We start from the raw sequence: 26494 nt of genomic DNA, 5'->3' as shown, positions 1-26494 counted from the left end.
CCGCTCAGCGGCCGGAGAGCTTGTCGCGCAGGCGCGAGAACACGCCGGGGTGCGCGGCGGACAGCCGCGGCTCGGGCCGCTCCTCGCCGCGCAGCGTCGCGAGCGTGCGCAGGAGCTGCTCCTGCTCCTCGGTCAGCTCGCGCGGCACCTGGACCTCGATGTGCACGTTGAGGTCGCCGCGGCCGCTGCCGTGCAGGTGGCCGACGCCCAGGTTCTTGAGCGTGACGATCTGGCCGGGCTGCGTGCCCGGGCGCAGGTCGATCTCCTGCGGGCCGTCGAGCGTCTCCAGCTCGAGCACGGTCCCGAGCGCGGCCGCGGTCATGGGCACCTGGAGCGTGCAGTGCAGGTCGTCACCGCGGCGCACGAACGTGTCGTGGTTGCGCTCGCGGATCTCGACGTAGAGGTCGCCCGCGGGGCCGCCGGCCGGGCCGACCTCGCCCTGCGCGGTGAGCTTGATGCGCGTGCCGGTGTCGACGCCCGCGGGGACGTTGACCGTGATGCTGCGGCGGCTGCGCACGCGGCCCTCGCCGGAGCACTCGGCGCACGGCTCCGGGATGACCGTGCCGAAGCCCTGGCACGCGGCGCAGGGGGCGCTCGTCATAACCTGGCCGAGGAACGAGCGCGCCACGCGCTGGACCGTGCCGCGGCCGTGGCAGACGTCGCACGTGCGGGGCGAGGTGCCCGGGCGACAGCACGAGCCGCCGCACGTCCCGCACACGACCGCCGTGTCGACCTGGAGCTCGCGCTGCGCGCCGAACGTCGCCTCGGACAGGTCGATGTCGAGCCGCACGAGCGCGTCCTGGCCGCGCCGGGCGCGCGGGATCGGACCCTGCTGCGCCTGGCCGCCGCCGAAGAACGTCTCGAAGATGTCCTGGAAGCCGAAGCCACCGCCCATCGGGCCGCTGCCGCCGCCGGGCGAGCTCGGGTCGACGCCGAGGTCGTACTGCTGGCGCTTCTCGGGGTTGGAGAGCACCTCGTAGGCGCGCGCGACGTCCTTGAAGCGGTCGCCCGCCTCCTCGCCCGCGACGTCCGGGTGCAGCTCGCGCGCGAGCTTGCGGTACGCCTTCTTGATCTGGTCCTGGCTGGCGTCGCGCGCCACGCCCAGGATCTCGTAGTAGTCGCTCACACGTCACTCTCTGCTGGTGCGGGTCGTGAGGCCGGCACGGGGCCGGTCGTGAAGGGCTGGTGCGGGTCGTGAGACCGGCACGGGGGCCGGTCGTCGAGGGTGCCTGCCGCGCGCGGGGAGGCCGCGGCGAGGCTCACGTGCCGAGCGCCCGTGACAGGTAGCGCGCGACCGCGCGCACCGCCGCGATGGTCCCGGGGTAGTCCATGCGGGTCGGCCCGATCGAGCCGACGAGGGCGACCGTGTCGCCGTCGTTACCGTAACCGGTCGTCACGACGGAGGTCTCCGCGAGGCCCTCGAGCTGGGTCTCGTGCCCGATCCGCACGCTCACGCCGGACTCCGCGGCCATCTCCGTGAGGAGGCCGAGAAGGACCACCTGCTCCTCGAGCGCCTCGAGGACCGGGCGCAGCGCGTGCTCGAACCGCATGCCCGCACGGGCGAGGTTCGCCGTGCCCGCGAGCACGAGGCGCTCCTCGCTCTCCTCCGCGAGCGTCTGGGCGACGAGCTCGCCGACGGCGCGCACGAGCGGGGCGTCGTCGGGGTGGAAGCTCTCGGTCACGGCGGCGAGGCCGGGCGCGAGGTCGGTGAGGCGCTTGCCGGCCGCGGCCGCGTTGAGCCGCGCGCGGACCTCGACGAGCGTGCCCTCGTCGGGCAGGCTCGCGACCTCGAGCGTGCGCTGCTCGACGCGCCCGGTGTCGGTGATGATGACGACGAGCAGGCGCGACTCCCCGACCGGCACGAGCTCGAGGTGGCGCAGCCCGGACCGGCTCAGGGACGGGTACTGCACGACCGCGACCTGGCCCGTGAGCTGCGCGAGCAGGCGGCCGGCGCGCGCGATGACGTCGTCGAGGTCGACCCCCTCGGAGAGGAAGGTCTCGATCGCGCGCTTCTCCGGCGCCGACAGCGGCTTCACGCCCGAGAGGCGGTCGACGAAGAGACGGTAGCCCTTGTCCGTCGGGATGCGGCCCGCGGAGGTGTGCGGCTGCGCGATGTACCCGGCGTCCTCGAGCGCGGCCATGTCGTTGCGGATCGTCGCGGGCGACACGCCGAGGCTGTGCCGCTCGGTGAGCACGCGCGAACCCACGGGCTCGCGCGTGAGGACGTAGTCCTCGACGATCGCCCGCAGCACCTCGAGCCGGCGCTCCTCGCTCACGTCCACCTCCGTGTGCCGCACCGTCGCCGCCCCGGGCGGGCGCGCGGGCGTCGGCACTCTCGACCTCCGAGTGCCAATCCTACGCGTCCGCGCGGCCCGTTCCGCGGTCCTCCGCTCGTCGCGAACGCAGGTCCACGACCCCGACGACGAGCGCGAGCCCGACGAGCACGATCGTCACGAGCAGCGCGCGCCCCGTCGCGTGCGCCGCCGTGTCGCCGCTCGCCAGCCCGCCGTAGTACACGGACAGCACGACCGAGATCCCGACCGCCGACCCGATGCGCTGGCCGAGCTGGAGCATGCTCCCCGCGACGCCGGCGCGGCTCACGGGGACCTCGGAGAGCGTGAGCGTCTGGTTCGGCGCGATGACCGTACCGCTGCCCGCCCCGGCGACCAGCAGCGCGCCCGCGAGCGCCGGCCCGACGGCGCCGGGGTCGTCCCCGAGCAGCCGCACGAGGGCGTCGGCCGCGACCACCCCGACGAGGACGAGCAGCACCCCGCCCACGACGAGCTGACGACCCCACCGCGCGACCCACCGGCCCGAGAACCAGGCGGAGACCCCCGACGCCACCGCGAACGGCGTCCCGACGAGCCCCGCCTGGAGCGGGGTGTACCCGAGCTCGTCCTGGAGGTAGAGCGTGACGACGAGGAAGATGCCCGTGAAGCCCGCGAAGTACGCGAGACCGAGCAGGGCCCCGTTGCGGAACGACCCGAGCCCGACGACCTGCGGGTCGAGCACGGCCTCGCCCGTACGCCGCTGGTACCGCCGCTCCCAGGCGACGGCGGCGAGCCCGGCCGCCGCGGCGGCGGCCAGCCACCACCAGCGCGACGCGTCGTCGCCCCGGCCCGTGGTCGTGACGAACGGCATCATGACGCCGAGCGTCGCGGCGCCCAGCAGCGCCAGCCCGACGAGGTCGAGCCGACGCGGGCCCCGCGCCGCGCGCGCGTCGGCGGGCGGCGGCCCGGGCACGAGCCGCCACGCGAACGGCAGCAGGACGGCGACGACCGGGAGGTTCACGAGGAACACCCAGCGCCACCCGTGCGCGGAGCCGGCCGCCGCGATGATGAGGCCGCCGAGCAGCGGGCCGAGCGCCGTCGAGACGCCGATCGTCGCACCGAACATGCCGAACGCCCGGCCGCGCTCGAACCCGGAGAACTGCTGCTGGATGAGCCCGACGACCTGCGGGTTGAGGACGCCCGCGCTCACGCCCTGGAGCAGCCGGGCGACGCCCAGCCACGTGTCGGTCGGCGCGAGCCCGCACGCGAGGCTCATGAGCGCGAAGCCCACCAGGCCCGCGATGAACAGGGAGCGCCGGGCACCCGCGTCCCCGAGACGACCGGCGGGCACCAGGGCGAGCCCGAACGCGAGCGTGTAGCCCGCGACGACGAGCTGGAGCTCGGTGGGGCCGGCCTCGAGCGACGACTCGATCGACGGCAGGGCGACGTTGACGATCGAGACGTCGAGCGTCGTGACGAAGCCCACCGCGAGGCAGACGGGCAGCACGCGCCAGCGGTTGGGGTCCGGTTCGGCGCGCTGCGGGCTCACCGCTCCGTGGTACCACCCCGGCCCGGACCCGCGCGCGTCGGGAGCCGCAACGGGAGGCGTGGTCCGCGATCGGCCCGGACGTGCGAGATCGGCCCCCGGGAGGTCGATGTCGCGACGCACGGGCCGATCTCGCCGGGGTGCGTCCGGCGCTGACCTAGGGTGACGCCGTGTCCTTCGACCGCTACGGCTCCGACGTCCTCGGCGGCACCGCCGCCCCCTCCCACCACCGCGCACGACCCGTGTCCCGACCGCAGCCCGCGGAGCGCGGGCTCGTGGTCGAGGAGGTGCAGACGGGCTGGGTCGGCGCCGTCGTCCGGGTCGAGAAGTCGGGCGGCATGCACGTGGTCGTGCTCGAGGACCGCGCCGGCCGCACCCGGGCGTTCCCGCTCGGGCCCGGGTTCTGGGTCGACGGCGAGCCGGTCGAGCTCACCGCGCCCGTCACGTCCCGTGCCCCGGTCGCGCCCGCGCGCACCGCGTCCGGCTCGCGGGCCGTCGTCGGGCAGCGGGCGCGCGTGGCCCGCGGCAGCCGCATCTGGGTCGAGGGCAAGCACGACGCGGAGCTCGTCGAGAAGGTGTGGGGCCACGACCTGCGTGTCGAGGGGGTCGTCGTCGAGCCCCTGCACGGCGTCGACGACCTCGCGGCGGCGCTCGCGGACTTCGGCCCGACGCCGCAGCGCCGGGTAGGTGTGCTCGTGGACCACCTCGTCCCCGGGAGCAAGGAGCGGCGGATCGCCGACGAGGCGCTGCGCCGCTCCCCGGCGGGCACCGTGCTCGTGCTCGGGCACCCGTACGTCGACGTGTGGCAGGCCGTGAAGCCCGCGCGCATCGGCCTGGAGCGCTGGCCCGTGATCGAGCGGGGCACCGAGTGGAAGCGCGGCGTCCTGCGCGAGCTGGGCTGGCCCGCGGAGTCCGCCGAGGACGTCGGCCGCGCGTGGCAGCGCATCCTCGGCACCGTGCGCACGTACGCCGACCTCGAGCCGTCCCTGCTCGGTCGCGTCGAGGAGCTCATCGACTTCGTCACGGCGCCCTGACCTCCCCCGGGCCAGGACGCACCGCGCCCCGGCACCGACGGGCGGCACCGGGGCGTGGTGGACGGGCGACGACGACCGGCCGTCAGGCGGCCGGCACGCCCCCGGTGAGGCGGCGGTAGGCGAAGCCCACGGCGACGTAGCTCAGCGGGATCGTGACGAACAGGCCGAGGCCGCACGGGATCGCGCCGAGGATGTTGATGCCGAAGAGCGCGAGCATCAGCAGGAACACCTGGCCGAAGTTCTTGGCCACGAGCGAGAAGCTCGTCCGGACCGCCGTGATCGCGTCGACGCCCTGGTCGAGCGCGACGTAGTAGACGAACACGGAGAAGAGCAGCACCGCGAGGCCGGGCAGGATGCACAGGAAGAGCCCGATGTAGGACAGGATGCCGACGATCAGGGCCGCGAGCAGCACGTTGACGACGTTGCCGATGCGGAAGAACGCCGCGACGTCGGGGCGGCGCCCGTCCACCTCCTCGAGCGCGCCGCGCGTGAAGAACGCGGTGATGAGGTAGCCGATGACGGTGCCGACGAGCCCGAGCAGGATGCTCGCGAACGTGATGCCGCTCACGGCGGCGAAGTTCGTGTCCGTGAAGTCGTACTGGTCCTGGAACCGGTCGAACCCGCCCGTGATCCAGCTCCACGCGACGTTCACCGCGATGAAGATGAGCGCGACGAGGATCCACGGCCCGAGGTTCGACGTGACCTTGCGCCAGCCGTAGGAGATCGCCTCACCCACGGCGAACGCGGGTCCGCTGTACCCGGGCTGGCCGCCGTAGCCGCCCGCGGACTGCGGGAAGGATCCCGGAGGCGGAGGGTAGGCGCCGGACGGGGGCGGGTAGGCGCCCGGCGGCGGGGCGGCCGGGCCCTGCGGCGCACCCCAGGCGGGTGGCCCCGACGGCGGGGCGGCCGGGTCCTGCGGTGTCGCGTCGCCCGGGCCGTACGGCGAGGCGGACGGGACGTCGCCCGCGGGCGTCGCGGGGCCAGGACCGGTCGGCGGTCCCGCGGGCTGCCCCGGGGCGCCGGGGCCGTCCGTCGGCGTCGGCTCGTCGTCGCGGGGCGGCTGGCCGCCCGGGTTCGTGGGGTCCGTCATCGTGCACCTCGTTCCTCGTCGTCACGTGCTGCGGGCAGCACGCGTCCTCGACGTGCTCGGTCCTATCCTGGCTGCTCAGAGGACTGGGCGCGCGGCGAGCACCGCGGCGCCCACCCTCCTCAGACGGGCTGCCCGGCGTTGAGGCGGCGGTACACGTAGGCCGTCGCGATCTGGGCGACGGGCAGCGCGACGAGCAGGCCGACGTAGCACAGGAGCGTCCCGACGAGCTGCGCGAGGTACACGCCGAGGAACAGCAGCACGACGGTGCCGAGATTCCTGCTCACGACGGTGAAGCTCGCCTTGAGCGCGTCGAAGACGCCGAGCTTCTTGTCGATGACGTAGAACAGCGTGAACTGGGCGAAGAAGACGAAGACGATCGGTCCGACGATCGTGATGGCCAGCACGCCCGTCGCGAGCCCGATGAGCAGGGCGGCGAGGATCACCGTGCCGAGGTTCGGGTACCGGAAGAAGTCCGCGTACTCGAGCTTCTTGCCCCGGGTGACCAGGAGCGACACGTTGACCACCGCGGCCTGGACGAGGAACCCGAGCACGACGAGGACCGCGACGAACACGAACGTCCCGAACCCGAACGCGACCCCGCCGGCGGTGCTGACCTCACCCGTGACCGGGTCGACGGTCGTCTGCGCCGTCCCGACGAGGATCGCCCAGAACGCGACCGACAGGCCGGCGAGCACGGCGACGTACGTGAGGACGCCACCGAGGATGACCCCGACGTTCTGCGTGAACCTGTTCCAGCCGTAGGAGAACGCGTCCTGGACCTGGACCGTCTGTCCCGGGTACCCCGGCTGCCCGTACGGCGCGGCCGGCGGCGGGTAACCGGGCTGCCCGGATGGCGGCTGCCCGGGCGGCTGCTGGCTGTAGGCCTGCCCGGGTGGCGGCCCCGCGGGCGGCGGGTAGGCGCCCGCCGGCGGGACCGACGGCTCGGCCGCCGCGTACGGGTTCTCGGACGCCGGGGCGGTGTCCGACGGGAGCTGCGGCTCGTTCTCGTCGCGCGGCGCTCCGCCGGCGGTGCTCTCGCTCATGGGTCTCCTCGGTCGGTCGACGGGCCACGGCCGAGCCGCCCCGCGCCGGATGTGGACGTCGTGTGTCGATCGCACATTTCGCGGTCGTGCACCACCTTGTCGGGATTCCGACGACGGCGCGAGAGGAAACGCCGGGCGCGCCGGTCCGCACGGCAGAAGTCACCCGGTGCCTCGGCCCGGGCGGGGCGGGGCGCGGCACGACGGCCGCGGACGAGTCAGCGGGTCGCGGAGCCCGACGCCGCCGCGCGGGTCAGGCCGTCGACGACGACCGCCGTGTACGTCCTCGTGCCGGCGTCCGTGGGATGCACGCCGTCCGGTCCGAGCACGGACGGGTCCGCGGCGACCGCGGCCGACCAGTCCGCGACGACCACGCCGGGATGCCGGCCCGCGGCGGCGACGATCTCGGCGTTGGTGCCCGGGACCCAGGGCCTGTCGGCGTACCCGGTGACGAGCACGACCCGGTGGTCCGGTCCGATCGCGGCGAGCAGCTCGTCCATCGCCGCCGCGCTCGCGGTGCTGTTCGTCCCGAGGGAGACGACGACGTAGGGCCGCAGCGCGCCCGCGTCGCGCGCGGCGGCGAGCGCCGCCGGTCCGTCCTTGACCTGGCGCGAGACCGCGCCGTCGACGTAGGCGCCCGGGAGCGCGGACAGGAGCGCGGGCGCGCTCGCGAGCGTCACCGAGTCGCCGACGACGGTGACCTGGTCGCCCGTCGGGACGGCGGCCGGCGGGTCCGGCGCCTCGTCGGGCTCGGGGCTCGGTGCAGATGAGGCGGCCGGGTCCGACCCTGCTCCGTCCTGCGGTGCCGCCTGCTCAGGGGCGCCCGCCTCCGGCGCGGCCTCCGCCGGAGCGTCGGACGCGGCCTGCGTCGCCCGCGCGGCCTGCTCCCCCGCCGCGATCTGCTGCGCCACGCTCGTCGTGGCGGGCGCGTTGACGACCCCGGCGGCGGACAGGCCGACGACGAGCGCGCACGACGCCGCGAGCGCCCAGCCGCGGCGGGTGAGGACGCGCGGACCGGCGCCGTCGGGCGTCGGCTGGAGCCGACGCGCGAGGTCGTGCGCCGAGCCGCGCAGCCCGCGCCGCAGGACGGGCCGCTCGACGTACCGGAACGACAGGGTGGCCGCGACGACCGTCACGGCGAGCGTCACGACGACGACCACCGGGTGCACCGTGCCCGGCGGGACGGGACCGACCACGGTCCCGAGCGAGGCTGCGGCCAGCACGAGCACGGGCCAGTGCCACAGGTAGAGCCCGTACGACCGTCGTCCGACCCAGCCGAGCGGGCCGCGGTCGAGCTGCGTGCCGACCCCCGGCAGGCACACGACGGCGTTGAGCACCGCGGTCGCGGCGACGGCGCACACGAGCAGACCGCCGCGGTAGGCGAGGGCATCGTCCCAGCGCATCGTCGCGACAGCGACCCCGAGCACGACCGCGCCCACCACGCCGGCGACGAGGACGGCGAGCCGGCCGCCCGGCGTGCGCACGCGCGGCCCGCCCGGCAGGAGGGCGTGCGCGTCGGCGCCGGACCCGGCGTCGCCGTCCGGCCGCTGGACGGGGCGCACGTGCCAGAACGCGAGCGCGGCCCCGGCCATGAGCGCGAAGAGGTGGGTGTCGGTACCGACGTAGACGCGCGTCGGATCGGCGCCGGGCGCGTAGAGCAGCACCATGAGGGCCGCGGACGCCAGCCCCAGGCCGGCGACGACCCACGGCGCCCTACGGCGCAGGGGCCGCGCGACGCACAGCAGCACGACGACGAGCGGCCACAGCAGGTAGAACTGCTCCTCCACGGCGAGCGACCACAGGTTGCCGAAGAGGTGCGGAAGGAGCGCCCCCGAGTACGTCGCACCGCTCGCGACGTCGACCCAGTTGCTCGTGAACGTCGCGGCGCCGAGGAGCTGGGACCCGATGCCGACGAGGACGTCGCCCCCGACGACCGCCGCGGCCGCCGTGCACACCGCCACGACCAGCCCGAGCGCGGGCAGCAGGCGGCGCGCACGGCGTACCCAGAAGGACCGCAGCCCCACGCGGTGCCGGTCGCGGTGCTCGCGCACGAGGAGGGTCGTGATGAGGAAGCCCGAGAGCACGAAGAAGACGTCGACCCCGACGTACCCGCCCGGGAAGGTGGCGGGAGCGAGGTGGAACGCCACCACGACCGCCACGGCGAGCGCGCGCAAGCCGTCCAGGCCCGGCATGCGCCGGTAGCGCACGCTCGGGCGGCCCGGTCGGCGACCCGACGACGGGGCGCGCACGTGCCCGACCACGCGAGGTGCCTCGAGCGTCGGGCGGCCGGCCCCCGCAGGGGTCGTCCCGGGTCGAGATGCCTCGTGGGTCGTCGTCACTCGTCCGTGATCTCCCGTACCACCGTGTCTGCCAGCAACCGTCCCCGCAGGGTGAGCACCGCACGTCCCGCGATCGCCGCGCGGCCGTCGAGGAGCCCGTTCGCGACGAGCCCGGCGACGGCGCGCCGTCCGGCCGGGGACAGGACCGCGAGCTCGAGACCCTCGTGCAGCCGCACGCCGAGCATCGCCTGCTCGAGCCGGCCCTCGTCCCGCGTGAGGAGCTCGCGTCCTGCGGCGGGGCTCGTGCCCGCCTCGAGCAGCGCCGCGTACCGGCGCGGGTGCTTCACGTTCCACCATCGCACGCCGACCCTCGCGTCCTGGACCGACGCGCCCGTGTCGTCGCTCACGGACGGGTCCGCGCGCAGGGCTCCGGGCGCAGCGACGTACGAGTGCGCGCCGGGACCGATCCCCCACCAGTCGTCCCCCCGCCAGTACGCGAGGTTGTGACGGCACCGGTCGTCGTCGGTGCGGGCCCAGTTGCTCACCTCGTACCAGGTGAGCCCGGCGGCGGTGAGCAGCTCGTCGGCGAGCTCGTACTTCGTCGCCTGGTCGTCCTCGCTCGGCAGCGCCACCTCGCCGCGGCGCACCTGGGCGGCCATCTTGGTGCCCGCCTCGACCACCAGCGCGTAGGCCGACACGTGGTCGACGCCGGTCGCGAGCGCGGCGTCCAGGCTCGCGCGCCAGTCGTCCAGGCTCTCCCCCGGCGTGCCGTAGATGAGGTCGAGCGAGACCTGGAGGCCCGCGTCTCGCGCCCAGCGCACGACGTCGGGGATGCGGCGCGGGTCGTGCGTGCGCTCGAGCGTCGCGAGGACGTGCGGGACGGCCGACTGCATGCCGAACGAGACGCGCGTGAACCCGGCCTCCGCGAGCTTCGCGAGGGACTCCGGCGTCACCGAGTCGGGGTTGGCCTCGGTCGTCACCTCGGCGTCGGGCGCGAGACCCCACGCGTCGCGCACGCCGTGGAGCAGACGGGCGAGGTCGTCGGCGGGCAGCAGCGTGGGCGTGCCGCCGCCGACGAAGACGGTCGACACCGGCCGCTCGGGCAGCCCGGCGTCGCGCAGGACGCGCGCCGCGAGGTCGATCTCGCGCAGCGCCGTGCTCGCGTAGGACGCCTGGCTCGCGCCCCCGCCGAGCTCGGACGCCGTGTAGGTGTTGAAGTCGCAGTAGCCGCACCGGACCGAGCAGAACGGGACGTGCAGGTAGACGCCGAACCCGCGCGACGCCGTCGGGCCCGACGCGCCCTCGCCGTCCACGGCCGCCCCGCCCGCCGCGACCCACGCGGGGAGCGAGCCGTCGGGCGGGACCGGCTCGCCGTCGGGCAGGGCCGGGCTCACTTCTTGGACTTGTCCTTGGCGTCCTTGCCGCCCGCGGCGTCGGAGGAGAGCGCGGCGATGAAGGCGTCCTTCGGGACCTCGACGGACCCGATGTTCTTCATGCGCTTCTTGCCCTCCTTCTGCTTCTCGAGCAGCTTGCGCTTGCGGCTGATGTCGCCGCCGTAGCACTTGGCGAGGACGTCCTTGCGCATCGCGCGCACGGTCTCGCGCGCGATGACGCGCGCGCCGACGGCCGCCTGGATCGGCACCTCGAACTGCTGGCGCGGGATGATCTCCTTGAGCTTGGCGGTCATCATCACGCCGTAGTCGTACGCCTTGTCCTTGTGCACGATCGCGCTGAACGCGTCCACCTGCTCGCCCTGGAGCAGGATGTCGACCTTGACGAGGTCCGCGACCTGGTCGCCCGAGGGCTCGTAGTCGAGCGAGGCGTAGCCGCGCGTGCGGGACTTCAGCTGGTCGAAGAAGTCGAACACGATCTCGGCGAGCGGGAGCGTGAAGCGCAGCTCCACGCGGTCCTCGGACAGGTAGTCCATGCCGAGCATCTGCCCGCGGCGATCGTTGCACAGGCCCATGACGGTGCCGACGAACTCGCTCGGCGCGAGGATGGTCGCACGCACGACGGGCTCGCTGACCTGCTTGATCTTGCCCCCGGGGAACTCCGACGGGTTGGTCACCTTGACGGTCGTCCCGTCCTCGAGCGTCACGTCGTAGACGACGTTCGGCGCGGTCGAGATGAGGTCGAGGTCGAACTCGCGCTCGAGCCGCTCGCGCACGATCTCCAGGTGCAGGAGGCCGAGGAACCCGACGCGGAACCCGAAGCCCAGCGCGACCGACGTCTCGGGCTCGTAGTTGAGCGCGGCGTCGTTGAGCTTGAGCTTGTCCAGCGCGTCGCGCAGCACCGGGTAGTCGGTGCCGTCGATCGGGTACAGGCCCGAGAAGACCATGGGCTTGGGGTCGGAGTAGCCGCCGAGCGCCTCCTCCGCGGGCTTGGCCGCGTTGGTCACCGTGTCGCCGACCTTGGACTGGCGCACGTCCTTCACGCCCGTGATGAGGTAGCCGACCTCGCCGACGCCGAGGCCCTTGGTGACGATCGGCTCGGGCGAGATGACGCCGATCTCGAGCAGCTCGTGCGTCGCGCGCGTCGACATCATGAGGATGCGCTCGCGCGGGTTGAGGTTGCCGTCGACGACGCGCACGTACGTCACGACGCCGCGGTAGGTGTCGTAGACGGAGTCGAAGATCATCGCGCGCGCCGGCGCGTCGGCGTCGCCCACGGGGGCCGGCACGCGCTCGACGATGCGGTCGAGCAGTGCCTCGACGCCCGCGCCCGTCTTGCCGGAGACCTTGAGCACGTCGTCCGGGTCGCCACCGACCAGGTTCGCGAGCTCTTCGGCGTACTTCTCGGGCTGCGCGGCCGGCAGGTCGATCTTGTTGAGCACCGGGATGATCTCGAGCTCGTTCTCCATCGCGAGGTAGAGGTTCGCGAGCGTCTGCGCCTCGATGCCCTGCGCGGCGTCGACGAGCAGCACGGCGCCCTCGCACGCCGCGAGCGAGCGCGAGACCTCGTACGTGAAGTCGACGTGCCCCGGCGTGTCGATCATGTTCAGCGCGTGCGGGGTCTCGACCCCGTCCTGCTCGACCGCCCACGGCATGCGGACGGCCTGCGACTTGATCGTGATGCCGCGCTCGCGCTCGATGTCCATGCGGTCGAGGTACTGGGCGCGCATGGCGCGCGGCTCGACGACACCGGTGAGCTGCAGCATGCGGTCGGCCAGCGTCGACTTGCCGTGGTCGATGTGCGCGATGATGCAGAAGTTCCGGATCAGCTCGGGCGGCGTGGCCGCGGGCTGGATGCGGGTGCTCAGCTGGGCGCTGGGGATCGGGGACAACGCGGGTGCGCTCCTGGGAGTGGCGTGCGGGTCGGGCCGCGCGCTCGAGGCGGGCGCGCCGACGGTCGCTCTCGGGCGGGCGGGAACGTCCATTGTCCCACGTCCCGCGCAGCGCACCCGCCCCGCCCTGCGAGGCACCCCGCGCCGACCTACGTTGGAGGTCCCGGCGGCACCGGGCCGCCCGGTGACGAGAGGAGCGCTCATGGCCCAGGACACCGCGCACCGGACCTCCGGCCGCCCCGGTGGCCGTCGCGTGCTGGCGATCGTGACGAACTACGGCGTCGAGCAGGACGAGCTCGTGGTCCCGCTCGACCACCTGCGCGGCGAGGGGGTGGAGGTGGACGTCGCCGCCGTGTCCGCCGACGACGTGCAGACCCTGGTGGACGACAAGGATCCTGGCCGCACCGTGACCCCGACGCTCACGCACGCCGACGCCGACCCCGCCGAGTACGACCTGCTGCTCGTCCCCGGCGGCACGATCAACGCCGACGCGCTGCGCCTGCAGGACGACGCCGTGAGCCTCGTGCGCGCGTTCACGGCGGCGGGCAAGCCGGTCGCGGCGATCTGCCACGGCCCCTGGGCGCTCGTCGAGGCGGCGGCGGTCGAGGGCAAGACGCTGACGAGCTACCCGTCGCTCGAGACCGACGTGCTCAACGCGGGCGGGGCCTGGGTCGACCGGTCGGTCGTGCGGGACGACGAGGGCTACACGCTCGTCACGTCGCGCAACCCCGGCGACCTCGACGACTTCCTGCGCGAGGTGGACGCCGTCCTCGAGGGCTGACGCGGCGGTCGTGCGCGGGCATACTCCCGCCATGGACGACGCCCTCGACCACCTCACGCTCCTGTCCCACCTCCAGGACGCCTTCCTCGCGGGCGTCCCCGAGGCCGACCCGCGCGCTCCCGTCCCGGCGTGCGGGCGGTGGCGGGTGCGCAACCTCGTCGAGCACCTGGGTCGGATCCACCACTGGGCGGCCGGGCAGGCCCGGCGCCGTCAGGAGACCCCGCTCGGCCGGGGGCCGTTCGACCTCGCCCCGTTCTACGCGGAGCAGGCCGCGGAGCTGCGCACGACGCTCGCCGGGCTCGACCCGGACGCGCGGGCGTGGACCCTGCTCGAGACGGACGACCCGGGCTCGACCGTGCGCTTCTGGCACCGTCGGCAGGCCCACGAGACGCTCGTGCACCTGCACGACCTGCGCGCCGCCGGGGGCTCCACGGTGGACGACGTCGAGCCCGCCGTCTGGGCGGACACGGTGGACGAGGTCGTCACGGTCCTGCAGCCGCGCCAGGTCCGGCTGGAACGCATGGCGCCGCTCGCCCGACCGCTCGCGCTCCGGGCGACCGACGCCGGTCGGTCGTGGGTCCTCGGCGGCGGTGACCCGGTCGCGACGGCGTCCGCGCCCGCGCGCGAGCTCGCGCTCGCCCTGTGGGGGCGGCTCACGCCCGACGCGGCGGGCGTCGTCGTCGACGGCGACGCCGGGGCCCTCGCCGCCGCGCTCGCCGAGCGCATCACGCCCTGACCGCCTCGCCGCGCGCCCGGTAGGGTGCGCGCGTGGCACGCAACCGATGGCTGGGACTTCTCACCGACGCGGCACGCGCCGTCGTCTCCGGGCTCACGCGCTCGTCGCAGGACTCGCAGGACGGCTCGCGAGCAGGCACCGCGGCGACCCGTGCCCCGGGGCGCGAGCGCACACCCTCCCCACGCCCCGGCCCGCGCCCGACGGCGCCCGCCCGGCCGGGTGCGACCGGCCGCGCCACGGCACACGGCACGGGTCGCGGCTCATATCCCGGCGACTACGAGGGCGCGGTGCGTGCCCGGTACGCGCCCCGGCTCGACGGCGACCCGGACCCCGGGGAGATCGTCTGGACCTGGGTGCCCTACGAGGAGGACCACACGCAGGGCAAGGACCGGCCGGTCCTGCTCGTCGGGTCGGACGGCGCCTGGCTGCTGGGCGTCATGCTCACGAGCAAGGACCACTCGCGCGACGCGCGCGACGAGGCTCGGTGGGGTCGCCACTGGCTCGACATCGGGTCCGGCCCGTGGGACGGCAAGGGCCGCGACAGCGAGGTCCGCCTCGACCGCGTGATCCGCGTCGACCCCGGCGCGGTGCGGCGCGAGGGCGCCGTCGTGGGGCGGGACGTCTTCGACCGCGTCGTCGCGGGGATCGCGCAGCACCGCTGAGGGTCCTGGACCGTGCGCGACCGGGCCTGCGGGCGCGGTCGGGGGGCGCCGGCGAACCCCCAGCGCGCGGATTGGAGTTCCGACCCCGTCCGCTGGTAGTCTTGTTGGTCGCGTGTCCGCCCAGGTCGGCGGGCACAGCTTCAGCACCTCTCCACGGGTTCCCCACCCCAGTCCCGGAGCTGGAGCCGCCCTCTACGACCTATCCGCTCGCTCCGGCGAACAGAACCAGAGAGTCCACACGTGGCAAACATCAAGTCCCAGATCAAGCGCATCCGCACGAACGAGAAGGCTCGCCTGCGCAACAAGGCGGTCAAGTCCGAGCTCAAGACGTACGTGCGCCGCGTGCGCGAGGCCGTCGCCGCGGGCGACAAGGACGCGGCGACCACCGCGCTCCAGGCCGCGTCGCGCAAGCTCGACAAGGCCGTCTCGAAGGGCGTCATCCACGCGAACCAGGCCGCGAACCGCAAGTCGGCCATCGCGAAGGCCGTCAACGCTCTCTGAGCGCACGGTTCGCCCGCGTCGGCGTGACACGCTGGACGTCACGACGGCCGCACAGGCTTCCCACGAAGGGCGCCGACCCACCCGGGTCGACGCCCTTCGTGCGTCCGGCCCCGACCCGCCGAGGGAGAACCGTGGCGCGTCGAGGGGAGAACCGAGGTCCGACGTCGGACGCGCCTCAGCGACCGTGGGCCCGCGCGATCGTCAGGACCGCGCGCTCGACGGCGAACACCGGGTCCCGGCCGGCGCCCTTGACCTCGGCGTCGGCCTGCGCGACCGCGCTGATCGCCGTCGCCAGGCCCTCCGGCGTCCAGCCCGCGAGCTCGCGGCGCGCGCGGTCGACCTGCCAGGGCGCCAGACCGAGGTCCTTGGCCGCCACGCCGCCGCGGCCACGCATCGCGCCGACCTTGGCGAGCGCACGGAGCTTCATCGCGAGCGCGGCGACGAGCGGCACAGGATCGGCCCCGGTCGCGAGCGCGTGGCGCAGGAGCGCGACGGCCTCCCCGGCGTTCCCGGCGACGGCGGCGTCCGCGACGCGGAACCCCGTCGCCTCGATCCTGCCCCCGTAGTACCGGTCCACGACCGCCTCGCTCACGGTGCCGTCCGTGTCGGTGAGGAGCTGGCTGCACGCGGCGGCGAGCTCGCGCAGGTCGTTGCCGACAGCCTCCACGAGCGCGCGCACGCCCGACGCGTCGATGCGTCGGCGCGCGCGCCGGAACTCGGCGGTGACGAACGCGGTCTTGTCGGAGTCCTTCTTGATCGCCTCGACCGCGACCACGGGCGCCCCGCTCGCCTTGATCGCGTCGAGCATGCGCTTGCCGCGCACGCCGCCGCCATGCACGACGACGACGGTCGTCTCCGGGTCGGCGAGGGGGACGTAGTCGACGACGTCGGCGACGAGCGCGTCGGTCGCCGCCTCCGCCCCCTCGATGACCACGACCTTGGCCTCGCCGAACAGCGACGGGCTCGCGGCGACCGTGAGCATGCCCGCCTGGTAGGTCGACCCCTCCATCGTGACCTTCTCGACCTGCGGGTCGCGCTCGCGCGCGAGCCCGACGATCGCGTCCACGGCGCGCTCGGCCAGGAGCGACTCGGGGCCCTGCACGAGCACGACCGGCGCGAGCCGCACGTCGTCCCACGCGAGCGACGGGCCGGCGGAGGGACGGGAGGTGCGGGTCGGCGCGGGCATGGCACCAGCCTGCCACGAGCCGCCCACCGCGACGGAACCTCGCCGCGCCCTGGACCACGTGCTCCGCCGCGCCCTCCGCCACGACGCCCGCCCGCGGCCCGCCGGGCGCGCTCCGGTCTGGAACGTGCCGTCCCGCGTCAGCCGCACCCCGCTGCGGCGAGCACGCCGTCGCGCACGACGAGGGCGAACGTGCCGCAGGTGTCGGTCCGCAGCACCGTGGCGCCCACGCCCCGGTAGAGATCGAGAGCGCGGTCCGTGGGGTGCCCGTAGGTGTTCTCGCCCGAGCTGACGAGCGCGACCGTCGGCGAGAGCAGCCGGGCCAGGCGGTCGGACTGCGTCGCCGAGCCGTGGTGCGCGACCTTGACGACGTCCACGGGACCGGACCCGCGCTGCGCGAGGGTCCGGGCGAGCGCAGCCTGGCCCGCGTCCTCCAGGTCGCCCAGCGCGACGACGTCCATCCCCGCCACGTGCAGGAGGAGCGCCACGCTCGCGTCGTTCGCGCCGCCGTCGGACTCCGCGGCGGCACGTCCCGCGCTCGGGCGGGGTGCGCTCGGCGGCCCGCCGCCCACCCCGGCCTGGAGGACCTCCCACCGCACGCCTCCGGCGCCGAGGTCTGCGGACGCGCCGCGGTCCTCGCCGCCGCCCATGCCGTCGGGACCACCCAGGCCGCCGGTGGCGCCCGGCTGCGCCACCTGGACCGGGACGCCCGCGTCCGTGAGCGCGGCGAGCGTGCGCTCGGCCTGCTCCGGAGGGTCGGCCGTCGCGGTCACGAGGGCGCGCGCGACCGTCCGGCCGCGCAGCACGGCGTCGAGACCGCCCACGTGGTCGGCGTGGAAGTGGCTGAGCACGAGGAGGTCGACCCGGTCGACGCCGAGGCGGTCGAGGCATCCGCCGGCGGCGGCGCCGGGTGGACCGACGTCGACCACCACCGCCGAGCGGGGCCCGGACCGCACCGCGAGGGCGTCGCCCTGGCCGACGTCGCACGCGACCACCGCCCAGTCGTGCGGCACCGCGCCGCCGGTCACCAGGAGCGGCCGCACGAGGGCGACGACGAGCACGGTCACGATCACCAGGAGCACGGCTGTGGCGACCTGCCCTCGGGACGGGCCGGCGCGCCGCGGTGCTGCACCGGGCCACCGCGAGCGCCCCCACACGCACCGGACCACCGGCGCCGGGCGGTGCGGACCGCCCGCGCGACCCGGTCGCGCGGCGGGGGCGACGACGTGGCGCGCAGGGCGCGCCGCTCCCCCGCGTCGCGCAGCGCGCGCGAGCGGAGCACGACGCCGAGCACGGCCGCCGTCCCGAGCGCGAGCAGGACCAGTCCGCCGACGCCCCCGGGCCAGGGCAGCCGCGCGCCCGGCAGGCCGGCGAACGCCTCGGCGACGCCCGCGATCCACCCCGTGAAGAACCCGGCGGCCCACGCGAGCGCCGTCGCTGCGCCCGGCCACCACGGCGCGACGAGGGTGGCGAGGACTCCCAGGACCGTCGCAGGGCCGAGCGCCGGGGCCGCGAGCAGGTTGGCGGGGACGGACCAGGTGCTCACGCTCGGGTCGAGCAGGACGAGGACCGGGGCGCACGCGGCCTGCGCGGCGACGGGCACCGCGACCACGTGCGCCGCGGTCCGCCCGGTCCACGGCGCGAGCCGGCCGGCCAGGGGCGCGGTGAGGAGCGCGAGGCCTGCCGTCGCCGCGACGGAGAGCACGAAGCCGTACGAGCGGGCGAGCCAGGGATCGACGACGAGCAGCACGACGACTCCCGCCCCCAGGGCGGCGACCGCGCGCGACGGTCTCCCGAGCGCGATCCCGACCACCCCGACGACGCCCATCGCCGCCGCTCGCAGCACGCTCGGCTCCGGGTGCACGAGCACGACGAACCCGACCATCGCCGCGCCCGTCACGACCACGCGCAGCGCCCGCGGGGCACGGACCAGGACGCACAGGGCCGCGACGCACGCCACGACGATCGCGAAGTGACCGCCGGACACCGCCGTGACGTGGGTGAGCGACGTCGTCCGCATCGCCTCGTCCAGGGCGGGGTCGAGCCGCGAGGTGTCACCGATCGCGACGCCCGGGACGAGACCGCGGGCCTGCGGGCTCAGCGCGTCCGTGGCGTCGAGCAGGCCACGCCGCATGGCGTGCACGCCGCGCAGGAACGCACCCGGTGGCTCGACGACACGCGGCGGGCCCTCGGTCCGGAGCATCGTCCGGTCGCCCTGGACGGCGAGCCGGCCCGCCACCGCGACGGACGCCCCGTACGGGAGATCTTTCCAGCCGTCGCCGGCCCCCGTGACGACGACGGTGCCCGCCGCGGCGGTCGTCACGCCACGCGCGGTGAGGTCGTGCAGGGAGACGCGTACCTCGTGGCGATCGGTGGCGCCCGACCACGGGTTCGACCTCGGCACGACGGCCGAGCGCACGGTCGCGGTCACCGTCGCCGTGGCGCCCTGGCGGGCCAGGTCGGCGAGCGCCTGCCGATCGGCGAGCTGCGCGCCGGCGGACAGGAGCACCGCCGCGACGCACGCGACCACCAGGGAGACCTGTCCCAGCGCGCGTGCGGTCATGCCCAGCTCGACGGGCCCGACCGCGTCCGACGGCGTCCCGTGGCGGGCTCGTCGCACGCCGAGCAGCACTCCGCCGAGCACGACCCCCAGCAGCACCACGGCGAGCGATGCACCGCGCAGGGCCGCGGTCGGTACCGTGCCGACCGCGAGGAACGCCGTCCCCCAGGCCGCGAGCGCCGCCGGGACGAGCCGCAGGTCCGTCATACACGGACGAGGTCGCGCACGTCGGCGAGCACGGCCGGCCCGATGCCGCTCACCTCGCCGAGCTCCTCGACCGCCGTGAACGGACCGTTCTCCTCGCGCCACGCGACGATGCGCTCGGCCAGCACGGGCCCGATGCCGGGCAGCGCGTCCAGGGTCGCGGCGTCGGCGGCGTTGAGGTCTACCGTGGCGTCGGTCGCGCTCCCCGCACCCGCGGGTGCGGTCCCCGCTGCGGGGACCGCCTCGCCCGGGCGCGGGACGAGGATCTGCTCACCGTCGGTCACCGTCCGCGCGAGGTTGAGGGCCGCGAGGTCGGCCTCGGCGGTCGCCCCACCGGCGGCCTCGAGCGCGTCCGCGACGCGCGCGTCGGCGGCGACCGTCACGAGCCCCGGGGCGGCGACCTGTCCCACGACGTGCACGACCACCCCGCCCGACGGCGCCGCACCCGTGCCGGGGTCCGCTCCCCCGCCCCCGGGCCCCGTCGCGTCCCCGGTGGCACCGGTGTCGACGGCGCTCCCGTCCGCCGGAGCGGTCGCGCCGTCGCCCGTGGCCGTCGTGGCGCCGTCGGCCTGCGCCCCACCGACCCGGGCGACCGGTTCGACACCGTCGGCCGGGGAGCGGAGCAGCACGACCCCGGCAGCGAGAAGGAGCACGACGGCCAGCGCCGCGACCGCGACCCGGGGACGCATCGCCCACCGGCGACGGCCCTCCTCGCCGAGCGGGTCGAAGCCCGAGTGGGACGTCGGGTGTCCGTACGCCGCGGTGTAGGCGGTCGAGGCGGTCCGTGCCGCCCGGTGCCGCGGGCGCGCCGCCTCGTCGTCGGGACCGGCAGCGGGTATCGTGCCCTCCGCATCCGGGCCGTCGAGACGGGCCGCGACCGGGTCGTCGTGCTCTGCGGGACGGGGCGGGAGCCAGCCGTCCCGCTCGTCGACCGGCTCGAGGTCTGCCGCGCGGCCGCGCACCTCGACGCGGTCGCGCCGGGACGTACGGACGGCCTCCACGAGGTCGGGCGTCTCGCTGCCGTCCGCGGGATCGGGTCTCTGCCCACCCGGACCGTCCGGCCACGGGAAGCCGTCGTCGCCCGGTCGGGCGACGTCCAGCGGCCCGACCCGGGGCAGCGCCGCGGTCGCCGGTTGCCAGGCGAGCGCGGGCCGCCCGGTCGAGGTCACGGCGCGCAGGCGCTGCCGGACGACCGCCCCCTCCCGGGCGGGGTCGCGACCGGGACGGGCGTGCTGACGCGGCTCTGGACGAGGTGTGCTCACGTCGCGCACCGTACGGAGGGACGCACGGGGCCGGGAGCGGGTGTCGGCCTCCCTGTGGGCGGGGCCGTCGTCGAACGGGCCTGTGCACGGCCACGACACGCAGCGGAGGGCGCGTCGACCGCCACTCAGGGCGTCGTCAGACTCCCGACGCCCGACCCCCGGTCGGCGAGCTCCGCGACGACGACGGCCAGCACGCCGGGCCCGACGTGCGCTCCGAGCACCGCGCTCACGGGCGTCACCACGACGTCCAGCGACGTGCGCTCGGTGAGCTCGGACGCGAGCCGGTGCGCGCCGTCGTCGTCCCCGACATGGTGGACTGCGAGCGCCGGGAATGCGCGGCGTCCCGCGGACTCGACCGCGACGGTCGTCAGTCGCTCGACCGCCGCCGCCTTGGTCCGGACCTTCTGGACGACCTCGATCCTGCCGTCGCGCACGGCGAGCAGCGGCCGCACCCCGAGCACGGTTCCCAGCGCGGCCGAGGCGGCGCTGAGGCGTCCGCCACGACGGAGGTGGTCCAACGAGTCGACCAGGAAGACGGCACGGCTCGCGTCGGCGACCTCGATGGCGCGACGGGCGACGGCGTCCGCGTCCGCCCCGGCGGCCGCGGCGCGGGCGGCGGCCTGCGCCGCGAAGCCCAGGCCCATCGCGACGGTCCGGGAGTCCACGACCCGGACCGGGACCGGTGCGTCCGCCGCCGCGAGCGCGGCCGCGTGCACCGTGCCCGACAGCTCGCCCGAGAGGTGGACGGAGACGATCTCCCGCGCCCCCGCGGCGGCGGCCTCGGCGTACGCCTCGGCGAAGGCACGCGGCGTCGGCTGCGAGGTCGTGACCCGGCGACCGGCCTGGAGGTGCGCGGCCACGTCCTCGGTGGTGAGGCCCACTCCTTCGAGGGAGGACACGTCGTCGACGATCACGTGCAGCGGGACGGAGCGGAGCCGCGCGTCGGGGACGGGCGGGAGGGACGCCGTCGAGTCGGTGACGACGTGCACGCGGTGGTCGGTCATGGCCGCGCCACCTTACGGCGCGCGCGGGCGGTCGCGCATCCCGGCCCGGCTGCGCCCCTGCGGTGCCGCCCCTACGATCCGAGCATGGCCGACGACGCCGCACAGTCCCCGTCCGAGCTCGCCGCCCTGCGTGCGGCTGCCGCGCAGGCGGCCGCGGAGGCGGCCGAGGCCAAGGCAGCCGCGGCGCAGGCCGCCCTGGAGGCGGCGGAGGCCGCCGTGAGGGAGAGCGCGGCTCGGGGCAGAGCCGAGGGGGATGCCAGCAGCGGGCCGACGGAGGTGAGCGGCGCACCGGAGGAGGCTGCGCCGTCGGGCACCGGGCCGCTCGAGGGCTACGCCGCCGAGGTGGCGGCCGGCTACGCGTACCGCGGCGGCACGCTCGCGCTCGGCGCGCTGCTCGAGGGCGAGGCGGGCTCCGACCCGACGCCGCGCGCCGACGTGCAGGTGGGCTTCGCCCTGAGCATGCTCAACCGGCACGGGCTCGTCGCGGGCGCGACCGGGACCGGGAAGACGAAGACGCTGCAGGGCATGGCGGAAGGGCTGTCGGCCGCCGGCGTGCCCGTGTTCCTGGCGGACGTCAAGGGCGACCTGTCGGGGCTCGCCGTCCCCGGCGAGACGAACGAGAAGATCCTCGAGCGCACCGCGTCGATCGGGCAGGACTGGGCCGCGACGACCTTCCCGGTCGAGCTGTACACCCTGGGCGGGCTCGGGACCGGCGTGCCCGTCCGCACCACCGTCACCGACTTCGGCCCGCTGCTGCTGTCCAAGGTGCTCGGGCTCAACGAGACGCAGGAGTCGAGCCTCGGGCTGATCTTCCACTGGGCCGACTCCCAGGGGCTCGCGCTGCTCGACCTCAAGGACCTCCAGTCGACGATCGCCTACCTCACGTCGGACGAGGGCAAGGTGGAGCTCAAGGGCATCGGCGGGGTCTCGAGCGCGACCGCCGGCGTCATCCTGCGCGAGATCGTCGCGCTCCAGGCGCAGGGCGCGGACGTGTTCTTCGGAGAGCCCGCGTTCGCGACATCGGACCTGCTGCGCACCGCCTCCGACGGCCGCGGCGTGATCTCCGCGCTCGAGCTGCCCGCGGTGCAGGATCGCCCCGCGCTCTTCTCGACGTTCCTCATGTGGCTGCTCGCCGACCTGTTCCAGGAGCTGCCCGAGGTCGGGGACCCCGAGAAGCCGCGGCTCGTGTTCTTCTTCGACGAGGCGCACCTGCTCTTCACCGGCGCGTCGAAGGAGTTCCTGCAGCAGGTCGTGCAGACGGTGCGCCTCGTGCGGTCCAAGGGTGTCGGCGTGTTCTTCGTGACGCAGAGCCCCAAGGACGTGCCCGCGGACGTGCTCGCCCAGCTCGGCAACCGCGTCCAGCACGCGCTGCGCGCGTTCACGCCCGACGACGCCGCGGCCCTGCGTGCCGCCGTGCGCACCTACCCGACGTCACCGTACGACCTCGAACGGCTCCTCCAGTCGCTCGGGACCGGCGAGGCCGTCGTCACGGTGCTGACGGAGAAGGGCGCTCCGACCCCGGTCGCGTGGACCCGTGTCCGGGCCCCGCAGTCGTCGATGGAGCCGGCGCCCGCGTCCGTGCTCGAGGGGATCGTCGCGGCGTCGCCCGGGTTCGCGCGCTACGGGACGGCGGTCGACAACGAGTCGGCGTTCGAGCTGCTCCAGGTGCGCGTGCAGGAGCAGGCTGCGGCGCGCGCCGCGGCTGAGGCGGCGGCCGCAGAGGCCGCGGCGCAGGAGAAGGCCGCCAAGGAGGCGGCCAAGGAGGCCGAGCGCGCGGCGAAGAAGGAGCAGGCCGAGCTCGAGAAGATGCGCGCCAAGCTCGAGCGCGACGCGGCGAAGAGCCGCTCGGGGTCGGCGTCCGGGTCGTCCAGGTCGCGGTCGTCGAACCCGCTCGACTCGTTCCTCCGCTCCGCCGGCACCCAGCTCGGCCGCGAGCTCACCCGCACCATCTTCGGCACCCGCCGCCGCTGACCCCGACCCGCCGAGCATGGGAGAGTCACGCCCGAGCCGGTCCTCCTTCACGTGCACTCGGCGGGGACCGGGCGTCAGACGACGACGTTGACCAGCTTCGGGGCGCGGACGATGACCTTGCGGACCTCGGCGCCGTCGATCGCGCGCACGACGTTCGGCTCGGCGAGCGCGGCGGCCGTGAGGTCCTCCTCCGAGATCGACGGCGGCACCTCGAGCCGGCCGCGCACCTTGCCCTTGACCTGCACGATGCACGTCACGGTGTCCTCGACGAGGTAGCGTTCGTCGGCCGTCGGGAACGGCTCGTGCGCGAGCGAGCGCTCGTGGCCGAGGCGCTCCCACAGCTCCTCGGCGATGTGCGGCGCGACGGGCGCCGTCATGAGCACGAGCGGCTCGACGGCCTCGCGCGGCACGCGGTCGAGCGACGTGAGGTGGTTGTTCAGCGTGATGAGCTTCGCGATGGCCGTGTTGGGGCGCATGTGCTCCATCTCGACGCGGACGTCGGCGATCGCGCGGTGGACGGCGCGCAGCGTCTCGGGCGACGCCGGCTCGTCGACGACCGTCACCTCGCCCGTCTCCTCGGAGACGACGTTGCGCCACAGACGCTGCAGGAACCGCTGCGAGCCGACGACGGCGCGCGTCTCCCACGGGCGCGACAGGTCCAGCGGGCCCATCGACATCTCGTAGACGCGGAAGGTGTCGGCGCCGTACTCGGCGTACATCTCGTCGGGCGTGACGACGTTCTTGAGCGACTTGCCCATCTTGCCGTACTCGCGCTGCACGACCTCGCCGTTCCAGCGGTACACGACCTCGCCCGACCCGTCGGACGCGGGCTCCTCCGTGACCTCGGCGGCCGGCACGTACTGGCCGCGCGCGTCGGTGAACGCGTACGCCTGGACGTAGCCCTGGTTGAAGAGCTTGTGGAACGGCTCGACGCTCGACACGTGGCCCAGGTCGTAGAGGACCTTGTGCCAGAAGCGCGCGTACAGCAGGTGCAGGACGGCATGCTCGACGCCGCCCACGTACAGGTCCACGCCCCCGGCGCGGCCCGCGCTCGGGTTGTGCTCCGGGCCCATCCAGTAGCGCTCGAGCTCCGCGTCGACCACCGCGTCCTGGTCGCGGCCGTCCCAGCGCGGGTCGAGGTAGCGCAGGTAGTACCAGCACGACCCGGCCCAGTTGGGCATCGTGTTCGTGTCGCGGCGGTACTGCTTGGGCCCGTCGCCGAGGTCGAGGGTGACGTTGACCCACTCGTCGTTACGGCCCAGCGGCGCCTCGGGCGACGAGTCGGCGTCGTCCGGGTCGAACGTGCGCGGCGCGTAGTCGGGCACGTCGGGCAGGTCGACGGGCAGCAGCGCGTCGGGGATCGCGACGGGCTGGTCGTTCTCGTCCCACACGATGGGGAACGGCTCGCCCCAGTAGCGCTGGCGGCTGAACAGCCAGTCGCGCAGGCGGTACGTCGTGGTGCCCTCGCCGATGCCCTTGCGCACGAGCCACTCGGTGATGCGGCGCTTCGCCTCGGGCACGTCGAGCCCGTCGAGCGAGATCTCGTCGTTGGCCGAGCCGACGACGACGCCGTCGCCCGTGTACGGGCCCGTGAAGTCCTCCGGCAGGCCGCCCGCGGGCTCGACCGTGCGCAGGACCGGCAGCCCGAACGCCTCGGCGAACGCGAAGTCGCGCTCGTCGCCGCCGGGGACGGCCATGATCGCGCCCGTGCCGTAGCCCATGAGCACGTAGTCCGCGGTGAAGACGGGGATCGCCTGGCCGTTCACCGGGTTCACCGCGAGGTGCCCGGTGAAGACGCCCGTCTTCTTGCCCGCGTCGGCCTGGCGCTCCACCGCCGTCTTCGCGGCGGCCTCGCGACGGTAGGCGGCGACCGCCTCGACCGGCGACCGGTGGCCGCCCGTCCACGCGCTCGACGTGCCGTCCGGCCAGTGCGCCGGCACCTCGTCGAGCAGCGGGTGCTCGGGCGAGACGACCATGAACGTCGCGCCGAACAGCGTGTCGGGGCGCGTCGTGAAGACCTCGATCTCGCCGCCGGACTCGGCAGCGGCATCGTTCGCGCCGTCGGGCGTGCCCAGCACGGCGAACCGCACGAGCGCGCCCTCGCTGCGGCCGATCCAGTTGCGCTGCATCGCCGTGACCTTCTCGGGCCAGTCGATGAGGTCCAGGTCGTCCGCGAGGCGGTCCGCGTACGCGGTGATGCGCATCTTCCACTGCCGCAGGCTGCGCTGGAACACGGGGAAGTTCCCGCGCTCGGAGCGGCCGTCCGCCGTGACCTCCTCGTTCGCGAGGACCGTGCCCAGACCGGGTGCCCAGTTCACGGGCGACTCGTCCACGTACGCGAGGCGCTGGGAGTCGACGACGGCGCGGCGCTGCTGGGGCGTGAGCGTCGCCCAGTCCGCGCCCTCCTCGACGCCGTCGACACCGCCCGGCACCGGGCGCGCACCCGACGCGAGCTCGGCCTCGAGCTCGGCGATGCGGCGTGCGCGGCCACGACCGCCGTCGGGGCGCAGCGCCTCGGGGTCGTACCAGGCGTCGAAGATCTGCAGGAAGATCCACTGCGTCCAGCGCACGTACTCGGGGTCGATCGTCGCGAACGTGCGGCGCGAGTCGTGCGCCAGCCCGAGGCGGCGCAGCTGCCGACGCATGTTGGCGATGTTCGCCTCGGTGGTCACGCGCGGGTGCTGCCCCGTCTGCACCGCGTACTGCTCGGCGGGCAGGCCGAACGCGTCGTAGCCGAGGGCGTGCAGCACGTTCTCGCCGCGCATGCGCCGGAACCGGCCCACGACGTCCGTCGCGATGTACCCGAGGGGGTGCCCCACGTGCAGGCCCGCGCCCGACGGGTACGGGAACATGTCCATGATGAAGTACGGGCTCGCGCCCTCGGGGCCCTTGCCCTCGCCGTCCGTGAGGTCGCCCGTGGGGTTCGCCGCCCAGAACGTGCCGCGCTGCTCCCAGAGCTCCTGCCACTTGAGCTCGATCTGCTCCGCGAGCGCCGGCGTGTAGCGGTGGGCGGGCCCGCCCGCGGCGGGGGCGTCCGGGGCGTGCGGGATCGAGGCGGTGTCAGGCGTGGTCACCCGGCCGAGTTTAC

The 26494-nt window shown here is 75.1% G+C and carries 20 protein-coding genes; 6 read left to right on the top strand and 14 right to left on the bottom strand.

Translation table 11 applies throughout. The annotated features are described in order from the left end of the window. Positions 1-4: 4 nt before the first annotated feature. The 3 genes from dnaJ to JN535_RS14200 form a co-directional block, all read right to left on the bottom strand. Positions 5-1126, bottom strand: a complete 1122-nt coding sequence (gene dnaJ / locus JN535_RS14210; protein WP_205206186.1) for a molecular chaperone DnaJ — start codon at positions 1124-1126, stop codon at positions 5-7. 133 nt (positions 1127-1259) lie between these two features. After that, positions 1260-2276: a heat-inducible transcriptional repressor HrcA gene (gene hrcA / locus JN535_RS14205; protein WP_205206185.1), complete on the bottom strand. Its 1017-nt coding sequence runs from the start codon at positions 2274-2276 to the stop codon at positions 1260-1262. A gap of 79 nt (positions 2277-2355) precedes the next feature. Further along, a complete protein-coding gene (locus JN535_RS14200) occupies positions 2356-3819 on the bottom strand; it encodes an MFS transporter (RefSeq protein WP_307868736.1) in 1464 nt (487 codons plus the stop codon). Between the two features lie 167 nt (positions 3820-3986). On the opposite strand from JN535_RS14200, the gene JN535_RS14195 reads away from it, so the two are divergent. Beyond that, complete coding sequence (locus JN535_RS14195) at positions 3987-4850, top strand: DUF3097 domain-containing protein (protein ID WP_205206184.1); 864 nt, start codon at positions 3987-3989, stop codon at positions 4848-4850. A gap of 82 nt (positions 4851-4932) precedes the next feature. Here JN535_RS14195 and JN535_RS14190 read toward each other — a convergent pair whose 3' ends face one another. The 5 genes from JN535_RS14190 to lepA all read right to left on the bottom strand — a co-directional run bounded on the left by JN535_RS14190 (position 4933) and on the right by lepA (position 12542). Next, complete coding sequence (locus tag JN535_RS14190) at positions 4933-5940, bottom strand: hypothetical protein (RefSeq protein ID WP_205206183.1); 1008 nt, start codon at positions 5938-5940, stop codon at positions 4933-4935. A gap of 119 nt (positions 5941-6059) precedes the next feature. Next, on the bottom strand, positions 6060-6983 hold the full coding sequence (locus JN535_RS14185; RefSeq protein WP_205206182.1) for a hypothetical protein: 924 nt from the start codon (positions 6981-6983) through the stop codon (positions 6060-6062). 215 nt (positions 6984-7198) lie between these two features. Further along, a complete protein-coding gene (locus JN535_RS14180) occupies positions 7199-9319 on the bottom strand; it encodes an acyltransferase family protein (RefSeq protein WP_205206181.1) in 2121 nt (706 codons plus the stop codon). Further along, positions 9316-10653, bottom strand: a complete 1338-nt coding sequence (gene hemW, locus JN535_RS14175; RefSeq protein WP_205206180.1) for a radical SAM family heme chaperone HemW — start codon at positions 10651-10653, stop codon at positions 9316-9318. Before hemW ends, JN535_RS14180 begins: the two co-directional genes overlap by 4 nt. Continuing rightward, complete coding sequence (gene lepA / locus JN535_RS14170) at positions 10650-12542, bottom strand: translation elongation factor 4 (RefSeq protein WP_275892236.1); 1893 nt, start codon at positions 12540-12542, stop codon at positions 10650-10652. The genes hemW and lepA overlap by 4 nt, the downstream gene beginning before the upstream one ends. Before the next feature lie 202 nt (positions 12543-12744). On the opposite strand from lepA, the gene JN535_RS14165 reads away from it, so the two are divergent. From JN535_RS14165 to rpsT, 4 genes are all read left to right on the top strand, one after another. Next, positions 12745-13323, top strand: coding sequence for a type 1 glutamine amidotransferase domain-containing protein (locus JN535_RS14165; RefSeq protein ID WP_205206179.1), 579 nt, complete (start codon positions 12745-12747; stop codon positions 13321-13323). Between the two features lie 31 nt (positions 13324-13354). Continuing rightward, complete coding sequence (locus JN535_RS14160) at positions 13355-14059, top strand: maleylpyruvate isomerase family mycothiol-dependent enzyme (protein ID WP_205206178.1); 705 nt, start codon at positions 13355-13357, stop codon at positions 14057-14059. A gap of 32 nt (positions 14060-14091) precedes the next feature. Continuing rightward, a complete protein-coding gene (locus tag JN535_RS14155; protein ID WP_205206177.1) occupies positions 14092-14721 on the top strand; it encodes a type II toxin-antitoxin system PemK/MazF family toxin in 630 nt (209 codons plus the stop codon). A gap of 240 nt (positions 14722-14961) precedes the next feature. Further along, on the top strand, positions 14962-15222 hold the full coding sequence (gene rpsT / locus JN535_RS14150; protein WP_205206176.1) for a 30S ribosomal protein S20: 261 nt from the start codon (positions 14962-14964) through the stop codon (positions 15220-15222). A 175-nt stretch (positions 15223-15397) separates the two neighbouring features. Here rpsT and holA read toward each other — a convergent pair whose 3' ends face one another. The 5 genes from holA to JN535_RS14125 all read right to left on the bottom strand — a co-directional run bounded on the left by holA (position 15398) and on the right by JN535_RS14125 (position 21435). Further along, on the bottom strand, positions 15398-16408 hold the full coding sequence (gene holA / locus JN535_RS14145) for a DNA polymerase III subunit delta (RefSeq protein ID WP_205206175.1): 1011 nt from the start codon (positions 16406-16408) through the stop codon (positions 15398-15400). 137 nt (positions 16409-16545) lie between these two features. Then, a complete protein-coding gene (locus tag JN535_RS14140) occupies positions 16546-17487 on the bottom strand; it encodes a ComEC/Rec2 family competence protein (protein ID WP_307868734.1) in 942 nt (313 codons plus the stop codon). Beyond that, on the bottom strand, positions 17475-19172 hold the full coding sequence (locus JN535_RS14135) for a ComEC/Rec2 family competence protein (protein WP_205206173.1): 1698 nt from the start codon (positions 19170-19172) through the stop codon (positions 17475-17477). The genes JN535_RS14140 and JN535_RS14135 overlap by 13 nt, the downstream gene beginning before the upstream one ends. Beyond that, positions 19169-20431: a ComEA family DNA-binding protein gene (locus JN535_RS21600; RefSeq protein ID WP_307868732.1), complete on the bottom strand. Its 1263-nt coding sequence runs from the start codon at positions 20429-20431 to the stop codon at positions 19169-19171. The genes JN535_RS14135 and JN535_RS21600 overlap by 4 nt, the downstream gene beginning before the upstream one ends. A gap of 125 nt (positions 20432-20556) precedes the next feature. Continuing rightward, positions 20557-21435 carry a DegV family protein gene (locus JN535_RS14125; protein ID WP_205206172.1) on the bottom strand — a complete coding sequence of 293 codons (879 nt, stop codon included), beginning with the start codon at positions 21433-21435 and terminating at the stop codon, positions 20557-20559. Positions 21436-21519: 84 nt separating this feature from the next. On the opposite strand from JN535_RS14125, the gene JN535_RS14120 reads away from it, so the two are divergent. Next, the gene (locus tag JN535_RS14120) at positions 21520-23406 is read left to right on the top strand and encodes a helicase HerA-like domain-containing protein (RefSeq protein WP_205206171.1); all 1887 of its coding nucleotides are present in this window, start codon (positions 21520-21522) and stop codon (positions 23404-23406) included. A gap of 74 nt (positions 23407-23480) precedes the next feature. Here the strand turns inward: JN535_RS14120 and leuS are convergent, their stop codons facing one another. Continuing rightward, positions 23481-26480: a leucine--tRNA ligase gene (gene leuS / locus JN535_RS14115; RefSeq protein ID WP_205206170.1), complete on the bottom strand. Its 3000-nt coding sequence runs from the start codon at positions 26478-26480 to the stop codon at positions 23481-23483. Positions 26481-26494 lie beyond the last annotated feature (14 nt).

The organism is Cellulosimicrobium cellulans, from assembly GCF_016921195.1.
GTDB classification, from domain to species: domain Bacteria; phylum Actinomycetota; class Actinomycetes; order Actinomycetales; family Cellulomonadaceae; genus Cellulosimicrobium; species Cellulosimicrobium cellulans_F.
Note: the sequence above shows the minus strand (reverse complement) of the source record. Positions and strands in the feature narration are given on the sequence as shown.

Bases quoted from the DNA above. Each gene is read 5' to 3' on its own strand.
- JN535_RS14160 (WP_205206178.1), top strand. From the start codon at position 13,355: ATGGACGACGCCCTCGACCACCTCACGCTCCTGTCCCACCTCCAGGAC.
- JN535_RS14190 (WP_205206183.1), bottom strand. From the start codon at position 5,940: ATGACGGACCCCACGAACCCGGGCGGCCAGCCGCCCCGCGACGACGAG.
- JN535_RS14135 (WP_205206173.1), bottom strand. From the start codon at position 19,172: ATGACGGACCTGCGGCTCGTCCCGGCGGCGCTCGCGGCCTGGGGGACG.
- JN535_RS14120 (WP_205206171.1), top strand. From the start codon at position 21,520: ATGGCCGACGACGCCGCACAGTCCCCGTCCGAGCTCGCCGCCCTGCGT.
- JN535_RS14185 (WP_205206182.1), bottom strand. From the start codon at position 6,983: ATGAGCGAGAGCACCGCCGGCGGAGCGCCGCGCGACGAGAACGAGCCG.
- JN535_RS14125 (WP_205206172.1), bottom strand. From the start codon at position 21,435: ATGACCGACCACCGCGTGCACGTCGTCACCGACTCGACGGCGTCCCTC.
- JN535_RS14165 (WP_205206179.1), top strand. From the start codon at position 12,745: ATGGCCCAGGACACCGCGCACCGGACCTCCGGCCGCCCCGGTGGCCGT.
- holA (WP_205206175.1), bottom strand. From the start codon at position 16,408: ATGCCCGCGCCGACCCGCACCTCCCGTCCCTCCGCCGGCCCGTCGCTC.